General features: G+C 39.7%; 26 protein-coding genes. All 26 read left to right on the forward strand.

Features of this window, described 5'->3' with window-relative positions:
• Positions 1-14: 14 nt before the first annotated feature.
• Entirely contained in the window at positions 15-1028 is a 1014-nt protein-coding gene (locus AAGS61_RS02425; protein WP_391366893.1) for an NAD(P)H-dependent glycerol-3-phosphate dehydrogenase, read from the forward strand.
• A 118-nt stretch (positions 1029-1146) separates the two neighbouring features.
• Entirely contained in the window at positions 1147-1398 is a 252-nt protein-coding gene (locus tag AAGS61_RS02430; RefSeq protein ID WP_391366894.1) for a DUF2768 domain-containing protein, read from the forward strand.
• Between the two features lie 20 nt (positions 1399-1418).
• Complete coding sequence (locus tag AAGS61_RS02435) at positions 1419-2171, forward strand: hypothetical protein (protein WP_391366896.1); 753 nt, start codon at positions 1419-1421, stop codon at positions 2169-2171.
• Positions 2172-2277: 106 nt separating this feature from the next.
• Positions 2278-3756, forward strand: coding sequence for a stage IV sporulation protein A (spoIVA, locus tag AAGS61_RS02440; protein ID WP_391366898.1), 1479 nt, complete (start codon positions 2278-2280; stop codon positions 3754-3756).
• 200 nt (positions 3757-3956) lie between these two features.
• Positions 3957-4229, forward strand: coding sequence for an HU family DNA-binding protein (locus AAGS61_RS02445; RefSeq protein ID WP_036154459.1), 273 nt, complete (start codon positions 3957-3959; stop codon positions 4227-4229).
• 164 nt (positions 4230-4393) lie between these two features.
• Positions 4394-4963: a GTP cyclohydrolase I FolE gene (folE, locus tag AAGS61_RS02450; RefSeq protein WP_391366900.1), complete on the forward strand. Its 570-nt coding sequence runs from the start codon at positions 4394-4396 to the stop codon at positions 4961-4963.
• A gap of 59 nt (positions 4964-5022) precedes the next feature.
• Entirely contained in the window at positions 5023-5244 is a 222-nt protein-coding gene (gene mtrB, locus AAGS61_RS02455) for a trp RNA-binding attenuation protein MtrB (RefSeq protein ID WP_391366902.1), read from the forward strand.
• A gap of 87 nt (positions 5245-5331) precedes the next feature.
• The gene (locus tag AAGS61_RS02460) at positions 5332-6066 is read left to right on the forward strand and encodes a heptaprenyl diphosphate synthase component 1 (protein WP_391366904.1); all 735 of its coding nucleotides are present in this window, start codon (positions 5332-5334) and stop codon (positions 6064-6066) included.
• Positions 6067-6097: 31 nt separating this feature from the next.
• Entirely contained in the window at positions 6098-6802 is a 705-nt protein-coding gene (locus AAGS61_RS02465) for a demethylmenaquinone methyltransferase (RefSeq protein WP_391366906.1), read from the forward strand.
• 19 nt (positions 6803-6821) lie between these two features.
• Positions 6822-7796, forward strand: a complete 975-nt coding sequence (gene hepT / locus AAGS61_RS02470) for a heptaprenyl diphosphate synthase component II (protein WP_391366908.1) — start codon at positions 6822-6824, stop codon at positions 7794-7796.
• A gap of 87 nt (positions 7797-7883) precedes the next feature.
• The gene (gene ndk / locus AAGS61_RS02475) at positions 7884-8300 is read left to right on the forward strand and encodes a nucleoside-diphosphate kinase (RefSeq protein ID WP_391366910.1); all 417 of its coding nucleotides are present in this window, start codon (positions 7884-7886) and stop codon (positions 8298-8300) included.
• Positions 8301-8509: 209 nt separating this feature from the next.
• Positions 8510-8761 (forward strand): hypothetical protein, encoded by a 252-nt coding sequence (locus tag AAGS61_RS02480; protein ID WP_391366912.1) that lies wholly within the window; start codon positions 8510-8512, stop codon positions 8759-8761.
• 110 nt (positions 8762-8871) lie between these two features.
• Positions 8872-9642 (forward strand): CheR family methyltransferase, encoded by a 771-nt coding sequence (locus AAGS61_RS02485; RefSeq protein WP_391366914.1) that lies wholly within the window; start codon positions 8872-8874, stop codon positions 9640-9642.
• Between the two features lie 277 nt (positions 9643-9919).
• The gene (gene aroC, locus AAGS61_RS02490; protein WP_391366916.1) at positions 9920-11101 is read left to right on the forward strand and encodes a chorismate synthase; all 1182 of its coding nucleotides are present in this window, start codon (positions 9920-9922) and stop codon (positions 11099-11101) included.
• A gap of 1 nt (position 11102) precedes the next feature.
• Complete coding sequence (gene aroB, locus AAGS61_RS02495) at positions 11103-12191, forward strand: 3-dehydroquinate synthase (protein ID WP_391366918.1); 1089 nt, start codon at positions 11103-11105, stop codon at positions 12189-12191.
• Positions 12188-12553 (forward strand): chorismate mutase, encoded by a 366-nt coding sequence (aroH, locus tag AAGS61_RS02500; RefSeq protein WP_391366919.1) that lies wholly within the window; start codon positions 12188-12190, stop codon positions 12551-12553. Before aroB ends, aroH begins: the two co-directional genes overlap by 4 nt.
• Before the next feature lie 14 nt (positions 12554-12567).
• Positions 12568-13668 (forward strand): histidinol-phosphate transaminase, encoded by a 1101-nt coding sequence (gene hisC, locus AAGS61_RS02505; RefSeq protein WP_391366921.1) that lies wholly within the window; start codon positions 12568-12570, stop codon positions 13666-13668.
• The gene (locus tag AAGS61_RS02510; protein WP_391366922.1) at positions 13665-14762 is read left to right on the forward strand and encodes a prephenate dehydrogenase; all 1098 of its coding nucleotides are present in this window, start codon (positions 13665-13667) and stop codon (positions 14760-14762) included. The genes hisC and AAGS61_RS02510 overlap by 4 nt, the downstream gene beginning before the upstream one ends.
• 54 nt (positions 14763-14816) lie before the next feature.
• Positions 14817-16103: a 3-phosphoshikimate 1-carboxyvinyltransferase gene (gene aroA, locus AAGS61_RS02515; protein WP_391366924.1), complete on the forward strand. Its 1287-nt coding sequence runs from the start codon at positions 14817-14819 to the stop codon at positions 16101-16103.
• A gap of 114 nt (positions 16104-16217) precedes the next feature.
• The gene (locus AAGS61_RS02520; protein ID WP_391366926.1) at positions 16218-17462 is read left to right on the forward strand and encodes a tetratricopeptide repeat protein; all 1245 of its coding nucleotides are present in this window, start codon (positions 16218-16220) and stop codon (positions 17460-17462) included.
• 13 nt (positions 17463-17475) lie between these two features.
• Complete coding sequence (locus tag AAGS61_RS02525) at positions 17476-18033, forward strand: ReoY family proteolytic degradation factor (protein ID WP_391366927.1); 558 nt, start codon at positions 17476-17478, stop codon at positions 18031-18033.
• Between the two features lie 22 nt (positions 18034-18055).
• Complete coding sequence (locus AAGS61_RS02530) at positions 18056-18502, forward strand: YpiF family protein (protein ID WP_391366929.1); 447 nt, start codon at positions 18056-18058, stop codon at positions 18500-18502.
• A gap of 161 nt (positions 18503-18663) precedes the next feature.
• On the forward strand, positions 18664-19167 hold the full coding sequence (locus AAGS61_RS02535; protein ID WP_391366931.1) for a ubiquinol-cytochrome c reductase iron-sulfur subunit: 504 nt from the start codon (positions 18664-18666) through the stop codon (positions 19165-19167).
• Positions 19168-19190: 23 nt separating this feature from the next.
• On the forward strand, positions 19191-19865 hold the full coding sequence (qcrB, locus tag AAGS61_RS02540) for a menaquinol-cytochrome c reductase cytochrome b subunit (protein WP_391366932.1): 675 nt from the start codon (positions 19191-19193) through the stop codon (positions 19863-19865).
• A 43-nt stretch (positions 19866-19908) separates the two neighbouring features.
• Complete coding sequence (locus tag AAGS61_RS02545; protein ID WP_391366934.1) at positions 19909-20700, forward strand: menaquinol-cytochrome c reductase cytochrome b/c subunit; 792 nt, start codon at positions 19909-19911, stop codon at positions 20698-20700.
• A gap of 195 nt (positions 20701-20895) precedes the next feature.
• The gene (locus AAGS61_RS02550) at positions 20896-21495 is read left to right on the forward strand and encodes a DUF1405 domain-containing protein (protein ID WP_391366936.1); all 600 of its coding nucleotides are present in this window, start codon (positions 20896-20898) and stop codon (positions 21493-21495) included.
• Positions 21496-21515 lie beyond the last annotated feature (20 nt).

The raw sequence follows: 21515 nt of genomic DNA on the forward strand, positions 1-21515 counted from the left end.
AAGGGGATAGAACGATGGAATATGTAACGGTATTAGGGGCAGGCTCTTGGGGAACAGCGCTTGCAGTTGTATTAGCGGAAAATGGGCATAATACGCTGTTATGGACGCACCGAGCAGACCAAGCAACAGAAATAAATGAACAACATACGAATAAAAAATATTTACCAGAAACGATTTTGCCGACGAATTTACGTGCTACAGCTTCTTTAGAAGAAGCTGTAGCCCATGCACCGACAATTGTTGTAGCGGTGCCGACAAAAGCTATTCGTGAAGTATGTAGCAATATGTCAGATTTACTGCATACGGCTAAATTATTAGTGCATGTGTCAAAAGGAATTGAACCGGATACATTGTTGCGTATTTCGGAGTTGATAAGAGAAAGCGTGAAGGCGGAGTTCATCGAAGACATTGTTGTCTTATCAGGGCCTTCGCATGCCGAAGAAGTTGTATTGCAACATCCGACGACTGTGACAGCGGCGTGTACGTCAATCGATGCGGCAAAAAAAGTGCAAGATTTGTTTATGAGCAATTATTTCCGCGTTTACACAAACGATGATATTATCGGTGTAGAAATCGGTGGTGCGTTAAAAAACGTCATTGCACTTGCTGCAGGGATTACGGATGGTTTAAACTACGGTGATAATGCCAAAGCAGCGCTCATTACGCGCGGTTTAGCTGAAATTACAAGGCTCGGTGTCAAAATGGGCGGTAATCCATTTACATTTGCAGGGTTAACGGGTATGGGCGATTTAATTGTGACATGTACAAGCGTCCATTCACGTAACTGGCGTGCAGGCCATATGCTCGGTCAAGGGTTAAAGTTAGATGAAGTGTTAGCTAAAATGGGCATGGTTGTAGAAGGGGTTCGTACAACGAAAGCGGCCTATCAATTAGCCCAACAATATGATGTACCGATGCCGATTACAACTGCTTTGTACGAAGTGTTGTTTAACGATAAAGAAGTAAAAGTAGCAGTCGATGAGCTCATGATTCGTATGAAAAAATCAGAAATCGATGAGTTACGGTAAATTTTAATAAAATGTTCACAAACAGGGAGGTGCAAATGTGCGCCTCCTATATTTTTATATGGAAAAACGGTATAATGACTAACAGTGTGAAAGAAATGTGAAAGGCGGTTTTTCTGTAATGCCATTATTAGATATGTCTGCATTTGTATTAAATGCGCGTGGGCCGTTAGCGAATATGCCCGCCCTTGATGTTATGTGGGTATCATTTTATTCGATTGGGCTAATGATGCTTTCGGTTATCATGGTTTCAGCTGTTCGGAAGTGGGTACATAATGCATTCTTTTCGATTGCTTTAAGATTTATTGCGTTTGCAATGTTCTTTATAGGCACGGTTTTAATGGTGCTCGTTGTAGCAACGTGGCCAGCGTAATAAATGGAAGGGGAAAAATGATGAAAAAGTCCTTAGTATTTTTCTTAGTAGTAGTAGCTTCTGTTCTGTTATCTGCGTGCGGTGCTGTTTATACGAATGATGAACAACAACGAGTGCAGCAAACACCAAATCCAGATGCGCTTAATGCGGTACAACGTGCAATCAATGAATATCAAGAAGCTACCGGTGTATTGCCGATTAAAAATAGTGAAGAAAATACCGATATTTTTGTGAAGTATCAAATTGATTTTATGAAATTAACAAATGGTGGCTATCTTGCAAAAGCACCAGATAATGCGTATGAACAAGGTGGTATTTTTACATATGTCCTTTGGAATGTAGAAGAAGCGCCAACAGTGAAATTGATTGATTTACGTATGACAGAACGTATTCGTGAAGTCAATTTACGTTTTGTCTCTACAAAATATCCACAATTTAAAGATCGTGTCGCAGACTATGTGTATACAATCAATTATAAAAATATTGGTTATAGTCAAGAAGTAGCGGTTAATAGTCCCTATACAAATAATTTATTGCCATTAGTTGTATCAAGCGAAGGGGATGTATATGTAGACTATTCACTTGATATGCAGCTTTTTATTAATGAAAAAGATTTGACACCAACACCGGGTGAAGATATTCGCTATTTACTAGCGGATGAATACCCTGTATTACCAGCTTATTCTTTACCATATACGGTAGATGAAAATAATGAAGTAACTTTTATGTATGACCCAGTAAAGGCAGAAAAAGAAGAAAAGCAACAAAAATAAGAGAATAGTGAAAAATAAAATAGACGCTTCTCGCAAATTTTGTGAGGAGCGTTTTTCATATTTTAATAAAATGTTCATACAATGGTAATACGTAAAGGGGGAGCGTATGTCAGAACAAGTATTTAAACAGTTAGCTGAACGTACTAATGGAGATGTATATATCGGTGTTGTAGGGCCTGTACGTGTCGGAAAATCCACGTTTGTCAAAAAAGTAATGGAAATGATTGTGTTGCCGAATATTGCATATGAGGATGAACGAAAACGTGCATTGGACGAGTTACCACAAAGCTCGCCTGGTCCTGTTATTATGACGGCAGAGCCGAAATTCGTGCCTGCTCAAAGCGCACACATTACAATTGGTGAAAACGATTTAGCGTTCCGTATTCGATTAGCGGATTGTGTAGGGTATGTGATTGATGGGGTAAAAGGTTATGAGGATGAAAATGGGCCGAAATTTGTGCAAACACCATGGCATAATGAGCCTATTCCATTCGAAGAAGCAGCTAAGATTGGAACGGATAAAGTCATACGTGATCATGCGAATATCGGCGTCGTTGTGACAACGGATGGCACGGTAAACGGGATTAAACGTTCTGCTGCTGAAGTGGCAGAGCAACAAATCATTGAACAATTACAGGAGATTGGAAAGCCGTTTGTCATTGTGTTAAACAGTACAGTGCCAGGACATGAAAACACGATGCGCTTGCGTAATGAACTATTGGAAAAATATAATGTACCGGTGCATGCAGTGTCAATTGAGCAACTCACAAAAACAGATATTATGTACATTTTACAAGAGTCGCTCTATGAATTTCCAGTGGAAGTCATTGATGTAGAAAAGCCAGACTGGTTAGATGTATTAGAAGACGCACACCCGATTCATGTGACGTTGCAAGAAGCAATTGATCATATGACGACAACGATTCGAAAAATCCGTGATGTAGAGCATGCGACAAAAGTACTTGAGCAGATTGATTTTGTGGAAGCGTGTGACTTACAAGAAGTAGACCCAGGCCTTGGGGTAGCGACGATTCGTCTCGCTATAAAAGGTGAAACATATAAAGCGGTATGTAATGAATGGTTAACAGAACCAATCGATACGAAAAAAGACTGGCTGTTATTTATTAAGGAGTCTGCACAAGCTAAAGAAGAACAAAAACGCTTTAAAGCCGCGATTGACAATGCTCGAAAAGATGGGTACGGGGTCACATTGCCAACAATTGATGAATTTGAGCCAAGTGAGCCAGAATTAATTCGTCAAAATAATTTCTATGGTGTGCGGATGAAGGCGAGTGCAGCATCTTATCATATTATTCGTATTGACATGGGGACGGAATTTGCGCCATTAATTGGCTCGGAATTTTACAGTCAGCAATTATTAAAAGATTTAAAATATGCATTTGAAAATGACCGAGAAGCGTTATGGAGTACACAGCTCTTCGGTACACCGCTTCATGAATTATTAAAAGAAAGTATTAGTTATAAAATGCAATCTATTCCACAAAATGCAAAAGAACGTATGCGTTTAACAATTGAACGTATGGTAAATGAAGGGGAACGAGGAATTGTAACGTTTGTGATTTAGTTATAATTTATAAACAAATAATTGAAAATTCCGAAAGAACAGCGGCGAATTTGGTTCATTTGTCCTGTTCTTTTTGTTTTGGTCACAAAAAATAGCAGGAACTTAAAAAATACGGATAAATACAGTTGCAGTGCGATTTTTCTTATGTTACTCTTTTTACATGATTTAGGTTCATGACCCTTTGAGAGGAGGTGAATGGTGTGAATAAAACAGAATTAGTAAACTCTGTTGCTGAAGCTGCAGGTCTTTCAAAAAAGGACGCTTCTAAAGCAGTTGAAGCTGTATTTGATACAATTCAAGATGCTCTTGCAAAGGGTGACAAAGTACAATTAATCGGTTTTGGTAACTTCGAGGTACGTGAACGCGCAGCTCGTAAAGGTCGTAACCCACAAACAGGTGACGAAATCGAAATCGCGGCTAGCAAAGTACCGGCTTTCAAACCAGGTAAAGCGCTTAAAGATGCTGTAAAATAATACACATCCGTAGTTACATAGAGCAGCTCTCCATTGTTATGGGAGCTGCTCTTTTTGCTAGTTAGTACATAATTTTTATCGTTAGAGTAAGCTGTTTTGAACTTATAGACCGGATGTGCTACGATTCATGTGTTAAGTTGAACGAAGAAATGTAGGAGGCAACAATGTCGAACGTTGATTTAAAAAAGATAGAAGAAGCAGTAAAAATGATTTTAGAAGCAGTAGGGGAAGACGTAAATCGCGAAGGGTTACTAGATACACCAAAACGCGTTGCAAAAATGTATGCCGAAATGTTTAGCGGATTGCAAGAAGATCCGCGTGATTATTTCAGTACAGTATTCCATGAAGATCATGAGGAGCTTGTGCTCGTAAAAGATATTCCGTTTTACTCCATGTGTGAGCATCATTTAGTGCCGTTTTATGGGAAAGCGCATGTTGCTTATATTCCGAAGGATGGGAAAGTAGCAGGGTTAAGTAAATTAGGACGTTGTGTAGAGTCTGTAGCACGTCGCCCGCAATTACAAGAGCGCATTACATCAACAGTAGCAGATACAATTATGGACATGTTAGATCCAAAAGGTGTATATGTTGTTGTAGAGGCGGAACATATGTGTATGACCATGCGCGGTTTAAAAAAGCCAGGTTCAAAAACCGTTACTTCCGTAGCACGTGGCGTATATGAAACAGATGATATTAAACGACGCGAAATCATTTCCTTTATTCAAATGTCTTAATTGGCACAAAATTGTGTTATGATAGCTAAAGAAAAATGTTCGTATGAGGTGAGTAAAGGATGACACAACCTGATTATATAATTATTGAAGCGCAAGAAGACGGTGTACATGTAATCGGTTTAACACGGGGAACGGATACAAAATTCCATCATTCTGAAAAGCTAGACGCAGGTGAAATTATGATTGCACAGTTTACAGAGCATACATCAGCAATGAAAATCCGCGGAAAAGCAAAAATTCATTCAGCACATGGCGTAGTCGAGAGTGGCTTGAAAAAGTAATATATTTACGACCTTGAATGTGATACAACACCAAGCTGGCTATGCTATAATGAAGCATAGTTACTTTAGTGAAATGGAGTACTATTTATGGATGCAACAACTATTAGCCAAGCTGTGGAGCAATTAAAAACAACAATTTTAGACAGTATTCGGCATAATGTATTACTAAAATACACTGGCACGCCGTTGTTAAATGAACAACAGCTATTTTTTTTGCTGCTTCCAAAGCTAAATGGTGAAGCTTGGGATGACGAAGTGACAAAGAGTGCCGTAACAGTAGGGATCGTGCATTCGTCACTTGCAGAGCACGATAAAATTTATGCGACAAATGCCGTGTCGAAAGAGCAACAATTAACCGTTTTATCAGGTGATTATTATAGTGGTCGCTATTATCAGTTGTTAGCACAAACAGGTAATATTGAGTTAATTCGAAAATTATCCGAAGCCATTGTAGCGCGTTGTGAACAGGAAATGACCGTCTATGAACACGAGAGACGTACGTTCCAAGAATGGATTCACAGTATCGCTACAATTGAAACAGCGTTAATTGAACGATTCTTTTCCGTGTATCAGTACGATTCCTATAAACAAGTCATGCAGCAAGCATTAACGATTGCACGCCTCAACAGAGAGTTAGTAGGCGTATCACAAGGAGCGTCTTCGCTGTATATAGAGCGCATGGCAATGAATCTTGAGGGACAACCCATTGCACAAGTACTTGAACAGGAAATTACTGAGCGTAAACGGGCATTAAATGTAACACTTGCAACAAGCACATATAGTGAGACACTACAACGAATCATTGTTGAAATGGTATCTTAATTGTTTGTTGACAAAGAAAGGTTTTGAAAAAATGGCGAAATCGAAAGAACAACATGTACATGAAGTATTTGAACAAATTTCAGGTAATTATGACAAAATGAATTCAGTCATTAGTTTTCAAATGCATAAGCTATGGCGCAATGATGTCATGAAACGGATGGATGTAAAAAAAGGTTCAGCTTGTTTAGATGTATGTTGTGGTACAGCTGACTGGACGATTGCTTTAGCGAAAGCAACTGGTGGAGATGGTATCGTTAAAGGTGTGGACTTCAGTGAAAACATGCTAAGCGTAGGCAAGGAAAAAGTGTTGCCGTATGATTTTGTTGAGCTGATTCATGGAAACGCGATGGACTTACCATTTGAAGATAATACATTCGATTATGTAACAATTGGCTTTGGTTTACGCAATGTACCTGATTACATGCAAGTGCTACGCGAAATGAATCGCGTACTAAAGCCTGGTGGCATGGCGGTATGTCTCGAAACATCTCAATCTGAAATTCCAGGGTATCGTCAATTGTTCCGTCTTTACTTTAAGTACATCATGCCATTATTCGGGAAGCTGTTTGCGAAAAGCTATAAAGAGTATTCTTGGTTACAAGAATCGGCGGATGATTTCCCGGGTATGAAAAAGTTAGCATCGATGTTTAAAGAAGCTGGATTTGTCAATGTCACATATAAAGGATATAGTGGCGGCGCAGCAGCGGCGCATATCGGTTTTAAAAAAGAAATTTAGTGGGAGAAGGTTTGTTCACGTGGAAAAGATGAAGTTAAAGTTACTCTATGCTGATTTAAAATCAGATATAGATGTCATCGAAAAAGAATTAGAAATAGCGTTGAACTCGTCTTCACACTTGTTAAATGATGCCTCTCTCCATCTTCTGCAAGCTGGTGGTAAACGAATTCGCCCTGTATTTGTCCTGCTCAGTGCCAAATTTGGGCAATATGATATCGAGCGTGTCAAGCATGTCGCCGTCCCATTCGAGTTGATTCATATGGCGTCACTTGTGCATGATGATGTCATTGATAATTCGGATATGAGAAGGGGAGAGCTGACAGTAAAAGCGCAGTGGAACAATAGAGTGGCCATGTATACGGGCGACTTTATTTTTGCGCGTGCGCTTGAGTATGTTACAGCAATTGAACAACCGCGCGTTCATCAAATTTTAGCACGTACAATGGTTGAAATTTGTAACGGCGAAGTGATTCAAATTGAAGATAAGTTTCGTTTAAATCAAAATATCAAAGATTATTTCCGCCGTATTAAGCGTAAAACAGCGCTACTGATTGAATCGAGCTGTGAATTAGGAGCCATTGTAGGTGGCGTAGATCCAGAAAATGTTCGTCGTTTAAAACGTTACGGTTATTTTGTTGGGATGAGCTTTCAAATCGTCGATGATATTTTGGATTTTACCGCAACGGATAAAGAGTTAGGAAAACCAGCTGGAAGTGATTTATTACAAGGGAATATTACACTGCCAGCGTTACTTTTAAAGGATGACCCACAAGTGCGTCCATATATTGATAAGATTGTTGCAGGTCAATTAACAGAAGCAGAACGTAAAGACATGCTAAAAATCGTTCGTAAATCAAATGCCATCAAAGAAGCATCAAAAATTAGCGATAAGTATTTACAAAAAGCGTTAAAAGAAGTGGCGGCATTGCCACATCATCCGATGAAGAAAAAATTACGTGATATAGCATTATTCATCGGTAAACGTAAATTTTAGCTAATACTTGCACGTATAATATTATTTTGGTAATATTTATCGGTAGGTGAAAAAAACCTGTATCGAATTTGAAGGAGTGTTTAAATAATGGCTATCGAAAAAACTTTTTTAATGGTTAAGCCTGACGGTGTTGAGCGCCAAGTAATCGGTGACATCATTGACCGTTTTGAGCGTCGCGGTTTCACAATGCGCGGAGCTAAATTTATGAACGTATCTCGCGAATTAGCGGAAAGCCACTATGCGGAGCACGCTGAGCGTCCATTCTTCGGTGAATTAGTAGATTTCATCACTTCTGGCCCAGTATTCGCAATGGTATGGGAAGGCGAGTCTGTAATCTCTCTAGCTCGTATTATGATTGGTGCTACAAAGCCATCAGAATCTCAACCAGGTACAATCCGTGGTGACTATGCAGTAACTGTATCTCACAACGTAATTCACGGTTCTGACTCTTTAGCTTCTGCTGAGCGCGAAATCGGCCTTTGGTTCGGTGAAGAGTTAGCTTAATTTTTAACTAATAATACGTAAATAGCTGTCACATCGATTGTGATAGCTATTTTTTTTATGTTATTATTTCAGAAAAATGAAACAATTATATGGTATGCTTATATGTGATAGAAAGAATGAATGGAATGTTTTGGGCAGTGGTTACCGCCGTTGCGATAGGATGAATGCTGACAGATTCATTTATAAAAAATAGAACATAAGGAGTGGAAATGGTGGGGGGATTTATTATAGCCATTGTTTCGATTATCGTTGGAGGTGCAATTCCTCTTTCGGCAATCTATTTAAATCATAAAAAGTCTACAATGAAACTTCAATTGCAGTTAGCGGAAAAGGAAATTAAACTGGAAGAATTAAGGCTTCAAACGATTGCTGAAGAAACACAAAAAATGCGCTTAGAGCTAGAACAATCAAAGCAAACATTACTTGAATCGACAAAGCAAATCGATTATACAAAGCCGTAAGTGATAAAAAAACGTATCTATAGGATGATTTCATATAATACCTATTTCTGTCATGCGTATTTTCAGCTATAATAATTGTACTATGCATCAGAAAGGGAAGATGTGAGACGATGTCAGATTATGAACAATTTATCCAAGGCATTAAACGTAAAACAGGAATTGACTTAGCACTCTATAAAGAGGCGCAAATGAAACGTCGTTTAACGTCTTTATACGAGAAAAAAGGCTACAAAAACTTTGTGGAATTTTTAGCGGCGCTTGAAAAAGACCGCGATTTAATGAATGAATTTTTAGATCGTATGACGATTAATGTGTCAGAGTTTTATCGTAATGGTAAGCGTTGGGAAGTATTGCAAAATAAAATTTTCCCTAAGCTTTTGCAAACGAATAAAAGACTTAAAATTTGGAGTGCAGCCTGTTCTACAGGTGAAGAGCCGTATAGCTTAGCGATGGTGTTATCACAGCATCAGTCTCTATCGCAAATTAGCATTTTAGCTACGGATTTAGATGAAAATGTCATTCAAAAAGCGAAGCTCGGTTTGTATCCAGAGCGCTCGTTAGCAGAAGTGCCAAAAGATGTACAAGCTAAGTATTTCCGACAAGAAGGACAGTTTTATAAAGTAAACGATGAAATTAAACGTACCGTTACATTCAAAAAGCACAATTTATTAAAGGATACGTATGAGTCTAATTTCGATCTCATTGTTTGTCGAAATGTCATGATTTACTTTACTGAGGAAGCAAAAGATCAAATTTATGAGAATTTCAGCAAATCTTTACGCCCAGGTGGTATTTTATTTGTAGGGTCAACGGAGCAAATTTTTAATCCGGCCCGTTATGGGTTTGAAGTGGAAGATACATTTTTCTATCGAAAAAAATAATGAAATCGTTCGTCAAAGCAATGTATGTAGCTTGCAAAATAATCAAGAATGTACAATCATATTGCCCAATCGGCGCTTTTCGCATAGACGAAAGGCGTTGTTTATTTAGTAGTACATGAGATTGTTCTATAAGAGCTGCATGCATTTTGTTACAATAAGAACGTTCAGAATATTCGTGAATAAAGAAGTTTATTTCGATAATCGTACTGTATTTTCTAGATAGATATGTTATAGTGAAAAATACATACTTTAGCGAGTTGAAGGGAGAAAGTGTTTTATGCGTTATTTAACAGCAGGTGAGTCTCATGGACCACAATTAACAACTATTATTGAGGGGCTACCATCCCTTTTACCAATTACAGCAGAGAAAATTAACTATGATTTAAAACGACGCCAAGGTGGACATGGTCGCGGACGCCGCATGCAAATTGAAACAGATACGGTAGAAATCGTAGCAGGTGTACGTCATGGTCAAACATTAGGATCACCGGTTGCGCTGGTTGTCACAAATGATGACTGGAAGCATTGGACGAAAATTATGGGGGCAGCACAATTACCAGAAGACGTGGATCCAAATGAAATCAAGCGTCAAATTTCACGTCCACGTCCAGGTCATGCCGATTTAGTAGGTGGGATGAAATACGGTCATCGCGATCTTCGTAACGTGTTAGAGCGCTCCAGTGCACGTGAAACAACAGTACGTGTAGCCGTTGGTGCAGTAGCAAAAGCATTATTAAATGAACTAGGGATTTCCGTTGTGTCGTACGTAACAGAAATTGCTGGCATTAAAGCAGATGTATCGAAGGTAGCGGGTAAATCAGTCGATGAAATTCGTGCGATTGTAGAGGAAGATCCATGTTACACGGTGGATTCTGAAGCATCGGCAAAAATGGTCGAGGCGATTGATGAAGCAAAGAAAGCTGGAGACTCTATCGGTGGTATTGTAGAAGTTATCATCGAAGGCTTACCAGCAGGGATCGGCTCTTATGTGCATTATGACCGTAAGTTAGACGGGAAATTAGCACAGGCGATGCTTTCCATTAATGCATTTAAAGGTGTAGAGTTTGGGATTGGCTTTGAAGCAGCGCGTCTTCCAGGCTCACAAGTACATGATGAAATTATTTGGGACGAAGAAAAGGGCTATACACGTAAAACGAATAATCTTGGTGGTTTAGAGGGCGGTATGACAACGGGGATGCCAATTGTTGTACGTGGTGTAATGAAGCCAATTCCAACCCTTTATAAACCATTAAATAGTGTAGATATCGAAACAAAAGAAGTGTTTAAGGCGAGTGTCGAGCGAAGTGATAGTTGTGCAGTCCCAGCAGCATCTGTTGTAGCAGAGCATGTGATTGCATGGGAAATCGCAACAGCTATCGTGGACCAATTCCATAGCGACCAGCTACCACAGTTAAAAGCGCAATTAGATGCGATGCGTGCGTACACAAAGGAGTACTAAGATGAATATTCCAGTACGAGCAGCTTCACATCAGTATGAGGTAGTGATTGGCAACGGGATGTTAAAAGCCGCCTTGGAAAGCTATAAGGCGTTATTTGATCAAGCCGATAAAATCATCGTGTTAACCGATCAACACGTGTGGGCGGCACAAGAAGGCTATTTCAAGTCTTCTTGTCCGTACGACTTCCATGTCTTTGTTATGCCAGCAGGGGAAGCGTGTAAATCATTTGAAAACTTTAATGCGGCACAGACATTTCTATTAGAACAAAAATGTACACGCAAATCGCTTGTCATTGCTTTTGGTGGCGGTGCAGTAGGGGACTTAGCAGGTTTTGTTGCCGCGACGTACATGCGCGGTATTCCGTTTATTCAAGTGCCGACAACGATTTTAGCGCATGATTCAGCAGTCGGTGGTAAGACGGCGATCAACCACACGCTAGGTAAAAATATGATTGGTGCTTTTTATCAACCAGAAGCAGTACTGTACGATACACAGTTTTTAGCGACACTCCCTATTCGTGAAGTACGTTCAGGAATGACAGAAGTGATTAAACATGCGATGATTTCAAATCCACAATGGTTACAGGAGATCATGCAAAAAAACATCACGGCACTGGATGAGCCAACATTGGCAGATTATTTAGCGAAAGGCGTACAAGTAAAAGCCAAAATCGTAGAAGAAGATGAAACGGAACAATCGGTTCGTAAGTTTTTAAACCTCGGTCATACTTACGGTCATGCAATGGAAGCAGCAGCAGGTTATGGGGGCTTAGCGCACGGTGAAGCAGTGATGATTGGCCTTGTGTATTGTTTGTTATTAAGTGAACGTTACGGTCAGATCACACGGGAATTTACCGTTGATTTTTACAAATTTGCACGCAATAACGGTTATCCGTTTAGTGCAGTACATGATTATACATTTGAAGAACTAACAGATTATTTATTAAAAGATAAAAAAGCAGATTACGGGGAATTACAATTTGTTTTACTAGAAGAGATCGGTAAACCGTATGTAAAGAAAATTGAACTTTCGGAATGTAAGGAAATCGATGCAGCATTACGACAATTATTAACGGAGGTGCACGAATGATTCGCGGTGTTCGAGGGGCAACAACAATTCAATCAGATACAGCTGAACTAGTATGGAGCGAAACGGCATCACTTGTGTTAGAAATGGTAAAAGTAAATCAGATTGACCCAGCAGACATCGCTTCGGTTACTATTTCAACAACGACTGATATTAAATCAGCATTTCCAGCAAAATCAGTACGTTCGATGGCAGGATGGCAATACGTACCGATTATGTGTATGCATGAAATGGATGTGCCAGGCGGCTTGCCGCTTTGTATTCGTGTTCTGATGCATGTCAATACGGATGTAGTACAAAAAGATATTCAGCATGTATATTTAAACGAGGCAGTGAAATTAAGACCGGATTTAGTTCGTAAATAGAGGAGTCGGTAAGGATGAAATGGAAACAACAAATTCACGGAATGAAAGCATACCAACCAGGTAAACCAATGGAAGAAGTAAAGAAAATGTATGGCTTAGATGAAGTAGTGAAGCTTGCGTCAAATGAAAATCCATTTGGCAGCTCACCAAAAGTAAAAGCGTTTTTACAAAGTGATGCATCGAATCATGCAATCTATCCAGATGGCTACGCACAAAACTTACGTACAGCGGTAGCAAATCACTTAGGTGTAAAAGAGACAGAATTAATTTTTGGTAACGGTTCGGACGATTTAATTGCCATTATTACACGTGCATTGTTGTATCCAGGCGTTAACACAGTAATGGCAGACCCGTCATTCTCTCAATATTGGCATAATGCTGAAATCGAAGGGGCAGAAGTACGTAAAATTCCTTGTGTCGATGGTCGCCACGATTTAGAGGCGATGTTAGCGGCAATCGATGACAATACATCTGTCGTATGGGTGTGTAGCCCAAATAACCCGACAGGTACCATCGTAACAGATGCCGAATTACAACACTTCTTAAAGCAAGTACCATCTGATGTACTTGTTGTATTAGACGAAGCGTATATCGAGTACGTAAATGATCCAGCACATGAGCCGACATTAAAATATTTCCGTGAATATGAAAATGTGATTTTACTTCGGACATTTTCAAAAGCGTACGGTTTAGCTTCATTCCGCGTTGGCTACGGTATTGCGCAAGAGCAAGTCATTGCTAAGTTAGATCCAGTACGTGCACCATTTAATAACACAATTTTAAGTCAAAAAGTAGCTGTCGTCGCACTTGAGGACCAAGACTATATCGCACAATGCTGTGAAGCAAATGAAAAAGGCAAGGCACAGTATGTTGCTTGGTGTGAAAAACACGGTTTACATTACTACCCTTCGCAAACAAACTTCGTATTATTTGAAGTAAAAGCGGATAGCAATGTTGTGTTTGAAGAAATGATGAAGCGTGGCTTTATTATTCGCAGTGGTGCAGCACTTGGCGCACCAGGCTATATTCGTGTGACGATTGGTACGGAAGAACAAAATGCTAAATTTTTATCGCTGCTTGAAGAAGTCTTAACAGAACAAGGTGTGTTTGCATGACACGTAATGTTCTTGTCATTGGATTAGGGTTAATTGGCGGTTCTGTCGCATTAGCCCTCCAAAAAGCACCACAAACAAAAATTTACGGGTTTGATGCCCTCCCGCAAACGAGAGAGTTGGCAAAAACCTTAAATGTCGTACATGAAATTGTAGAAAACCCTGCACAAGTTGCGGATAAAATGGACTTTATTATTTTTGGTACACCTGTCAGTGCTACATTAACGTGGATGGAGCAATTAAAGGACTGGGTGCTAAAAAAGAATGTGATTGTGACAGATACAGGTAGTACAAAGGCGTTAATTATGAAAAAGGCTGAGGAACTGAAGGAAATGGGCATTACCTTTATCGGCGGACACCCAATGGCTGGTTCACATAAAAGTGGTGTAACCGCTGCAAAACCATATCTTTTTGAAAATGCGTATTATATGTTAACGCCGTTTGAAGATGAAAAGCCTGAAACAATCGAGAAGCTGGAACATTTATTGAAATATACAATTGGAAAGCTTGTCAAGGTTGATGCTACAGAGCATGATCATATGACAGCTGTTGTGAGCCATTTCCCGCATATTGTGGCAGCATCGCTTGTGCATCAGCTACAGCTTGAAAACGCACAGCTCCCGATGACAAGATTGCTTGCTGCTGGTGGTTTCCGTGATATTACACGTATCGCATCGTCCAATCCGATTTTATGGCGTGATATTACCTTACAAAACCGCGGGGAGCTAATTGACCAGCTAGAACAGTGGACGGCTGAAATGAACCGTGTAAAGTCGCTTTTACAAGATGGTAGTCAAGATATGATTGAACAATATTTTGCGGTGGCAAAGCAAGTGCGTGATGCTTTACCAACATCAGCTGGTGCACTATTTGTACCGTACGATTTATATGTCGATATTCCAGACTATCCAGGGGTTATTTCCGAAGTAACAGGGTACTTAGCAGAAGATAATATTAGCATTACGAATATTCGTATTGTCGAGACACGAGAAGACGTCTTCGGTATTTTAGTCATTAGCTTTAGTTCAGCGGATGACCGTGAGCGTGCGGTAAAATGCATTGCTAGAAGAGCTAATTTTGAAACATATATTTCATAAAAGGCAAAAAGCATAATCGCTTTTTGCTCTTTTTCACAAGGAGGTTTCTGCACTATGAAGGTAATAGATTACAATCGTCCAAGTTTGCGTGGGACAATTCAAGTACCAGGGGATAAATCCATTTCACATCGTTCCGTTATGTTTGGTGCTATTGCAGAAGGCACAACGACGGTTGAAGGCTTCCTACTAGGGGAAGATTGCTTAAGTACAATCGACTGTTTCCGTAAGCTTGGGGTTCAAATTGATGTAGATGGGACAAATGTCAAAATTGAAAGTGCAGGCATTGATGCTTGGGAAGAACCGAAAGAGGTGCTATATACGGGAAATTCGGGGACAACAACGCGCCTAATGCTTGGTATATTATCTGGCACCAACCTACATACGATTATGACAGGTGATGCGTCTATCGGAAAACGTCCAATGCGCCGCGTGGTCGATCCGCTTCGCCAAATGGGTGCACAAATTGCAGGGCGTGCAGGTGGTCAATATACACCACTTGCTATTCAAGGAACAGCACTACAAGCGATTGATTATACAATGCCTGTTGCAAGCGCGCAGGTGAAGTCTGCTATTTTACTAGCTGGCCTTCGTGCAAAAGGCACAACGATTGTACGTGAATCAGAAGTGTCGCGTGATCACACAGAGCGCATGCTACGTCAGTTTGGAGCGAAAGTAGACGTAACAGATGGTGTCGTATCATTTGAAGGTGGTCAAAAGCTAGTAGGTACCCATGTAAAAGTGCCTGGTGATATTTCATCCGCGGCCTTTTTCTTAGTAGCTGGAGCGATCGCAAAGGATAGTGAAGTTGTTATAGAAAATGTCGGTGTGAATGAAACGCGTGATGGTATTATTGATGTACTAACGGCAATGGGTGCTAATATGAGCCTGATGGTAGAAGATGAAACGGCGGCAGAACCAACTGCAACAATTACAATTCGTACGTCTCATTTACATGGCACAGTTATTGAAGGCGCGATTATTCCTCGTTTAATCGATGAAATTCCGATTCTAGCTTTACTCGCAACGCAAGCGAATGGACAAACGATTATAAAAGATGCGGAAGAATTAAAAGTAAAAGAAACCGATCGCATTACAGCTGTTGTCACAGAGCTAAAAAAATTAGGTGCTAACATTGAAGCAACAGATGATGGGATGATTATTAATGGACCGACACCATTGCAGGGGGCTTCCTTAAAATCGTACGGTGACCATCGGATTGGGATGATGGCAGCAGTCGCAGCACTAATAACGGATGAGCCAATCCAATTAGATGATGCCGAATGTATCGCTGTGTCCTATCCGACATTTTTTGAGCATGTACATTCATTAATCGTAAGATAATTCGAATGAATGAGTTATTTCTAAATACTATTTGAAATAACTCATTTTCCTTGTTTAGCGTGTTATAGTCCTGTAGCATAAGGAATAATAAAGATAGAAAAGGTGAACGCTAGAATGAAGGAAATGTTACAGGCAATTCAAGAAGGGGATTTGCAGCGTATTAATGCATTTTTAGAAACATTTTTAATGAACGAGGCACCAGGGGAGCAATACGAAGTAGCCGAGCTGCTCATGCAGTATGGTTATTTAGAAGAAGCGAATCGGGTGCTGGAGCATTTAGCCTTTTTATTCGCAGATGAAGCGCAAATTATTATTGATCGCGCCAATGTGTGTATGGAAATGGGCAATGAGGATGAAGCGCTTGAATTGTTATTATCGGTACCAAATGATGCACAAGAATATCCACAAGCCTTACTGGTGATGGCAGATTATTATCAAATGCAAGGGTTGTTTGAAGTAGCAGAAAAGCGAATCAATGAAGCGCTGGAGCTATTGCCAAATGAACCATTACTACAGTTTGCGAAGGCAGAATTATTATTTGAGACAGGCCGTTTTATAGAAGCTGCTCGTATTTATGAAGAATTGTACGAGCAAGAGAAGCAATTTGCGGGTATTTTGCTTGCGGCACGTTTAGCGGAAGTATACCGTGCAGGCGCTGCGTATGAAACAGCACTTGACTATTATATGGAGGCACTTGAAGAAGAAGTAACGCCAGACTTATTATTCGGCTCAGCATATGCAGCGTTTCAATCAGCAAAGTATGAAACGGCCATTACGCAGCTAGAAGATTTAAAAGAACTGGACCCAGACTATTTTGCAGCCTACTTATTGCTTGCACAAAGCTATGCGATGCTAGAAGATAATACACGTGCTTATCAAACGATTCAAGAAGGTTTAGCGCGGGATGAGTACGATAAGTCCCTTTATTTATTTGCGGGGAAAATGGCGTTGAAGAACAACTTGCCAGAAGAAGCTGAATCTTATTTACAACAGGCCATTGCTTTAGATCCAGAATATATGGAAGCAATCCTTGTCTTAATCGCTATTTATGCACAGCAGGAACGCTATGACGCAGTAATCGATTTATTTGAAAGTGTGCAAAAAGAAGGTTTTGACTGGGGAGCCCTTTACCCTTACGTAGCAGAAGCGTATGATAAAGAGGAGGCGTATGATAAAGCATATGAAATTTACAAAAGCGCATATAATGAGTTTAAAGAAGATGTAGCGTTTTTGGAGAAATATTGCTACTTTCTTTTAGAGGATGGGAAGCGCGATGAAGCATATGTGGTAGCAAAACAGCTCGCTCTTTTAGAACCAACAGAGCAGGAGTGGCAAAATCTATTAGAACGTTTTGAATAAAGGGGGGAATAGGATGACTTCTTCCATCCCAGTATTAGAGAAAAAGACTTTTATTCGATGGTTTTTAAAAAATCATCAACTAAAGAGAAGAGAATGCGTGTGGATTTTAAATTATTTATTAAGCAATGATCGTCTACTTGAACAGGTCCATTTTGTAGAAGAAGCACATTATTGTCCGCGGGCAATGGTGATGTCTTCCGTCGAACATAATGGCGTACCATTTCGCTTTTATAAAGGGAATGTTATGACAAGTGATGCAGAAAAGTCGTTTCATGATTTACGCTTGAATCCAGATGAAAGTATTTATATTCAAATTAATTTTCCAAATATACCTCCACACCTTCACTACTTAGCGGTGCTTGAGGAAAACCCTTATATGCCAAAAACTCTTCATATAAGTGAAAAAGACCGTATCATTGCGGAACAATTATTAAAAAACAGTATGGCAGCATTTCAAGAAGAAAAAATTTTACGAGATATTGATGAAGCACTTGACGCAGGGGATAAAGAACGCTTTTTTGAATTATCCAATTTATTGCAAGCGCTAAAGCATACGTCATCACAACAATGAGTTTTGGAAGGAAGAAAGATCAATGTTTTTTAATGTTAAAGATATGGAGCAAATTCACGCCCAAAAACAGTTTATTGATACAGTGATTGTACCGTTACTCAGTTTAGAGTTTGCTGATGAACGTAGTAAGCAAAGTAGTTCTGCTGCAGAGTTTTTAATGTCACTAACAGCGTTTATCGAGCAACAATTTAAAGGACGCCTATTAGTGACACCACCGTTTTCCTATATAGAGTCTTTAAAGGAAACGGTTAGCCCTGAAGCGATTGCAGCAGAACTACAATCAGCAGGCTTTAAACATATCTTTTTTGTGACTTGTGATCATCATTGGACAACTATGAGTGATTCACTCCAAGTCGTTTGGTTACCAGCCATTCCGTTAGAATCAATGGATAAAGCAGTGAAGCAAAGGATATTAGAAGATCAATTAAAACAAGTGATCCCGACCTTTACAAAAGTGTGGACAAGCTAGTAGAAGATTGATTCATTAAATGTTCACAATCCTTACTAATTCTGGGCAATGCTATATTGACCAACCTATTTTATTGATATATCATAGATATGTCCTAGTTATTACTATTTGTAAAAGTATGTCCGTTGGACTGACCTTTTAAGTTAGAGGGGGGAAAAGGATTGAGTAATAATCGAGTTACACGACGCCAATTTTTAACGTACACAATTACAGGTGTAGGTGGATTCATGGCGGCTGGTATGTTAATGCCAATGGTACGCTTTGCAGTGGATCCATTATTACAGACAAAAGAAGAAGGAGACTTCATTTTAACTGGTCAGAAAATTGCGGATTTATCAGATCAGCCAGTAAAAGTTGACTTCTCATTCGAGCAAGTTGATGCTTGGTACAAGTCTGAGGTAACAGATGCAGCTTGGGTTTACAAAGAGGGCGATACTATTGTTGCACTTTCACCAGTATGTAAGCACTTAGGTTGTACAGTAAACTGGGCTGGTGACCCTGAACAACCAACTCGTTTCTTCTGTGCATGTCACGCAGGTCGTTATGAGAAAAATGGTGTAAACGTTCCAGGTACACCACCAACAGCAGCTTTAGACCAATATGAAGTGTCTGAAAAAGATGGTTTCTTAATGCTTGGGAAAAAAATAGCAAATACTTTTGCATAATTAAGTTAGGGGGTACGACATCAGTGCTAAATAAAATTTATGATTGGGTCGATGAACGTTTAGATATCACTCCTATTTGGCGTGATATTGCCGACCATGAAGTGCCAGAGCACGTTAACCCTGCACATCACTTCTCAGCATTCGTTTATTGCTTTGGTGGTTTAACGTTTTTCATCACAGTAATCCAAATCTTATCTGGTATGTTCTTAACGATGTATTACGTTCCAGATATTGAGAATGCTTGGAGATCAGTTTATTATTTACAAAACGAAGTAGCTTTCGGTGAAATCGTTCGTGGTATGCACCACTGGGGGGCTTCATTAGTAATTGTAATGATGTTCTTACATACGCTTCGTGTATTCTTCACAGGTTCTTATAAGAAACCTCGTGAGTTAAACTGGATGGTTGGTGTAGGGATTTTTGGTGTAATGATGGGATTAGGTTTCACAGGTTATTTACTTCCTTGGGACATGAAAGCATTGTTCGCAACTAAAGTAGGTATTGAGATTGCAGCATCTGTACCATTCCTTGGTGAATACATCAAGATTCTTTTAGCAGGTGACTCAACAATTCTTGGTGCGCAAACGTTAACTCGTTTCTTCGCAATCCACGTATTCTTCTTACCTGCAGCTTTATTCGCACTATTAGCGGCTCACTTTATCATGATCCGTCGTCAAGGTATTTCAGGACCACTATGATTTAAACACAATGTCTTTTATGATTTTTTAAGGAGGGGACACTATGCAACGCGGAAAAGGCATGAAGTTTGTCGGCGATTCGCGTATTAAAGCGAATAACCGTATGCCGAACAAGCCTAAAGATTATTCCGAGTATCCAGGAAAAACAGAAGCTTTCTGGCCTGACTTTTTATTAAAAGAGTGGATGGTAGGAGCAGTTTTCTTAATTGGTTACTTATTATTAACTGTCGCGCATCCATCACCACTTCAAGCGCCGGCAGACCCAACTGATGCATCTTACATTGCATTACCGGACTGGTACTTCTTATTCATGTACCAATTATTAAAATACTCTTACTTCTCTGGTGCTTATAACGTACTTGGTTCTGTAATTGTTCCAGGTTTAGCATTCGGTGCATTATTATTAATGCCATTCTTAGACACGTCAAAAGAACGTCGTCCATCAAAACGCCCAATCGCAACTTCACTTATGTTGTTGTCGGTAGCTTCTATGGTTTACTTAACTTGGGAATCTGTAGATGCAACTAACTGGGATAAAGTAAATACTCAAGGTCAAATTACTGATAAGCATTTAGGTTTACTTCCTGCAGTGGAAGTAGATACTGAGTCTGATGGCTACTTAATTTATGAAGCAAACGCTTCATGTATTGGCTGTCACGGTGGTGACTTAACGGGCGCTTCTGGTCCGATGTTATTAGGTAACACATTAACAGCGGAAGAGGTTAAAGAAGTAGTGACGAACGGTCGTGGCGGTATGCCAGGCGGTATGTTCGAAGGTACTGAAGAAGAACTTAACACTTTAGCTGAGTTCATCGCAAACCTAAAAGAACAGTAGTATATACAAGAGGGTCAGTTCGCTGACTCTCTTTTTTTTAACGGATAGGGAAGTATAAGTTTTATGAATGACAGTATAAAAAATAAGTACATATTTTGACGGGAGTCGTGTTTTTTCTAGCAATTGATACATAAATTTTTTAAAAAAAGATGAAACTTTAAACGAGATCATTCGTATTAATGAAGGAGAACAAGCATGCAGACATTTATGGTGAAAGGTTGGTATCTTTTAACACATCGGGCATTTTTAACGCTCTTGCTCATCATTAACTTTTTAGGTACGGTGTACGGTTACTATTGGTATAAGGGGCAACTTGCTAGTACTGAGCCAATCTTTTATATTTTTGTTCCAGACAGTCCTACAGCTAGTTTGTTCTTTTGTCTTGCGATTATCGGGTGGCTTTTAGGGACACACTTTAAGTTGATGGAAGTGTTAGCATTAATCACATTAGTGAAATATGGGTTGTGGGCTGTTGTGATGAACTTGCTGACATTCGTGGAGCTCGGTTCACTAAGTCCAGAAGGGTGGATGCTTGTCTTTTCACACTTTATGATGGCCGTCCAAGCGATTTTGTATATCCCTAAATATACATTTGGATTTGGTCATGTGGTCATCGGTGCCATTTGGACATTGCATAATGACGTCATTGATTATGTATTTGGACAAATGCCGGTATACCGTGTGCTAGATCAATATGCAGACAAAATTGGCTACTTTACATTTTGGCTATCGATTGCATGTATAATACTCGCCTATGCCGTTGTGAGCAAGCGCAAACATTTGCAAGCACGGTAAAAAGTAGATAGTATTATATA

The sequence above is a fragment of the Lysinibacillus sp. KU-BSD001 genome, from assembly GCF_042920265.1.
GTDB lineage: Bacteria > Bacillota > Bacilli > Bacillales_A > Planococcaceae > Lysinibacillus_B.

Excerpts from the sequence above, each read along its gene's own strand:
- aroH (WP_391366919.1), top strand. The coding sequence starts at position 12,188 with ATGATTCGCGGTGTTCGAGGGGCAACAACAATTCAATCAGATACAGCT.
- AAGS61_RS02510 (WP_391366922.1), top strand. The coding sequence starts at position 13,665 with ATGACACGTAATGTTCTTGTCATTGGATTAGGGTTAATTGGCGGTTCT.
- AAGS61_RS02520 (WP_391366926.1), top strand. The coding sequence starts at position 16,218 with ATGAAGGAAATGTTACAGGCAATTCAAGAAGGGGATTTGCAGCGTATT.
- hisC (WP_391366921.1), top strand. The coding sequence starts at position 12,568 with ATGAAATGGAAACAACAAATTCACGGAATGAAAGCATACCAACCAGGT.
- spoIVA (WP_391366898.1), top strand. The coding sequence starts at position 2,278 with ATGTCAGAACAAGTATTTAAACAGTTAGCTGAACGTACTAATGGAGAT.
- folE (WP_391366900.1), top strand. The coding sequence starts at position 4,394 with ATGTCGAACGTTGATTTAAAAAAGATAGAAGAAGCAGTAAAAATGATT.
- AAGS61_RS02430 (WP_391366894.1), top strand. The coding sequence starts at position 1,147 with ATGCCATTATTAGATATGTCTGCATTTGTATTAAATGCGCGTGGGCCG.
- AAGS61_RS02435 (WP_391366896.1), top strand. The coding sequence starts at position 1,419 with ATGAAAAAGTCCTTAGTATTTTTCTTAGTAGTAGTAGCTTCTGTTCTG.
- AAGS61_RS02465 (WP_391366906.1), top strand. The coding sequence starts at position 6,098 with ATGGCGAAATCGAAAGAACAACATGTACATGAAGTATTTGAACAAATT.
- aroA (WP_391366924.1), top strand. The coding sequence starts at position 14,817 with ATGAAGGTAATAGATTACAATCGTCCAAGTTTGCGTGGGACAATTCAA.
- AAGS61_RS02485 (WP_391366914.1), top strand. The coding sequence starts at position 8,872 with ATGTCAGATTATGAACAATTTATCCAAGGCATTAAACGTAAAACAGGA.
- AAGS61_RS02530 (WP_391366929.1), top strand. The coding sequence starts at position 18,056 with ATGTTTTTTAATGTTAAAGATATGGAGCAAATTCACGCCCAAAAACAG.
- aroB (WP_391366918.1), top strand. The coding sequence starts at position 11,103 with ATGAATATTCCAGTACGAGCAGCTTCACATCAGTATGAGGTAGTGATT.
- AAGS61_RS02525 (WP_391366927.1), top strand. The coding sequence starts at position 17,476 with ATGACTTCTTCCATCCCAGTATTAGAGAAAAAGACTTTTATTCGATGG.
- AAGS61_RS02550 (WP_391366936.1), top strand. The coding sequence starts at position 20,896 with ATGCAGACATTTATGGTGAAAGGTTGGTATCTTTTAACACATCGGGCA.
- aroC (WP_391366916.1), top strand. The coding sequence starts at position 9,920 with ATGCGTTATTTAACAGCAGGTGAGTCTCATGGACCACAATTAACAACT.
- ndk (WP_391366910.1), top strand. The coding sequence starts at position 7,884 with ATGGCTATCGAAAAAACTTTTTTAATGGTTAAGCCTGACGGTGTTGAG.
- AAGS61_RS02460 (WP_391366904.1), top strand. The coding sequence starts at position 5,332 with ATGGATGCAACAACTATTAGCCAAGCTGTGGAGCAATTAAAAACAACA.
- AAGS61_RS02545 (WP_391366934.1), top strand. The coding sequence starts at position 19,909 with ATGCAACGCGGAAAAGGCATGAAGTTTGTCGGCGATTCGCGTATTAAA.
- AAGS61_RS02480 (WP_391366912.1), top strand. The coding sequence starts at position 8,510 with ATGGTGGGGGGATTTATTATAGCCATTGTTTCGATTATCGTTGGAGGT.
- AAGS61_RS02425 (WP_391366893.1), top strand. The coding sequence starts at position 15 with ATGGAATATGTAACGGTATTAGGGGCAGGCTCTTGGGGAACAGCGCTT.
- mtrB (WP_391366902.1), top strand. The coding sequence starts at position 5,023 with ATGACACAACCTGATTATATAATTATTGAAGCGCAAGAAGACGGTGTA.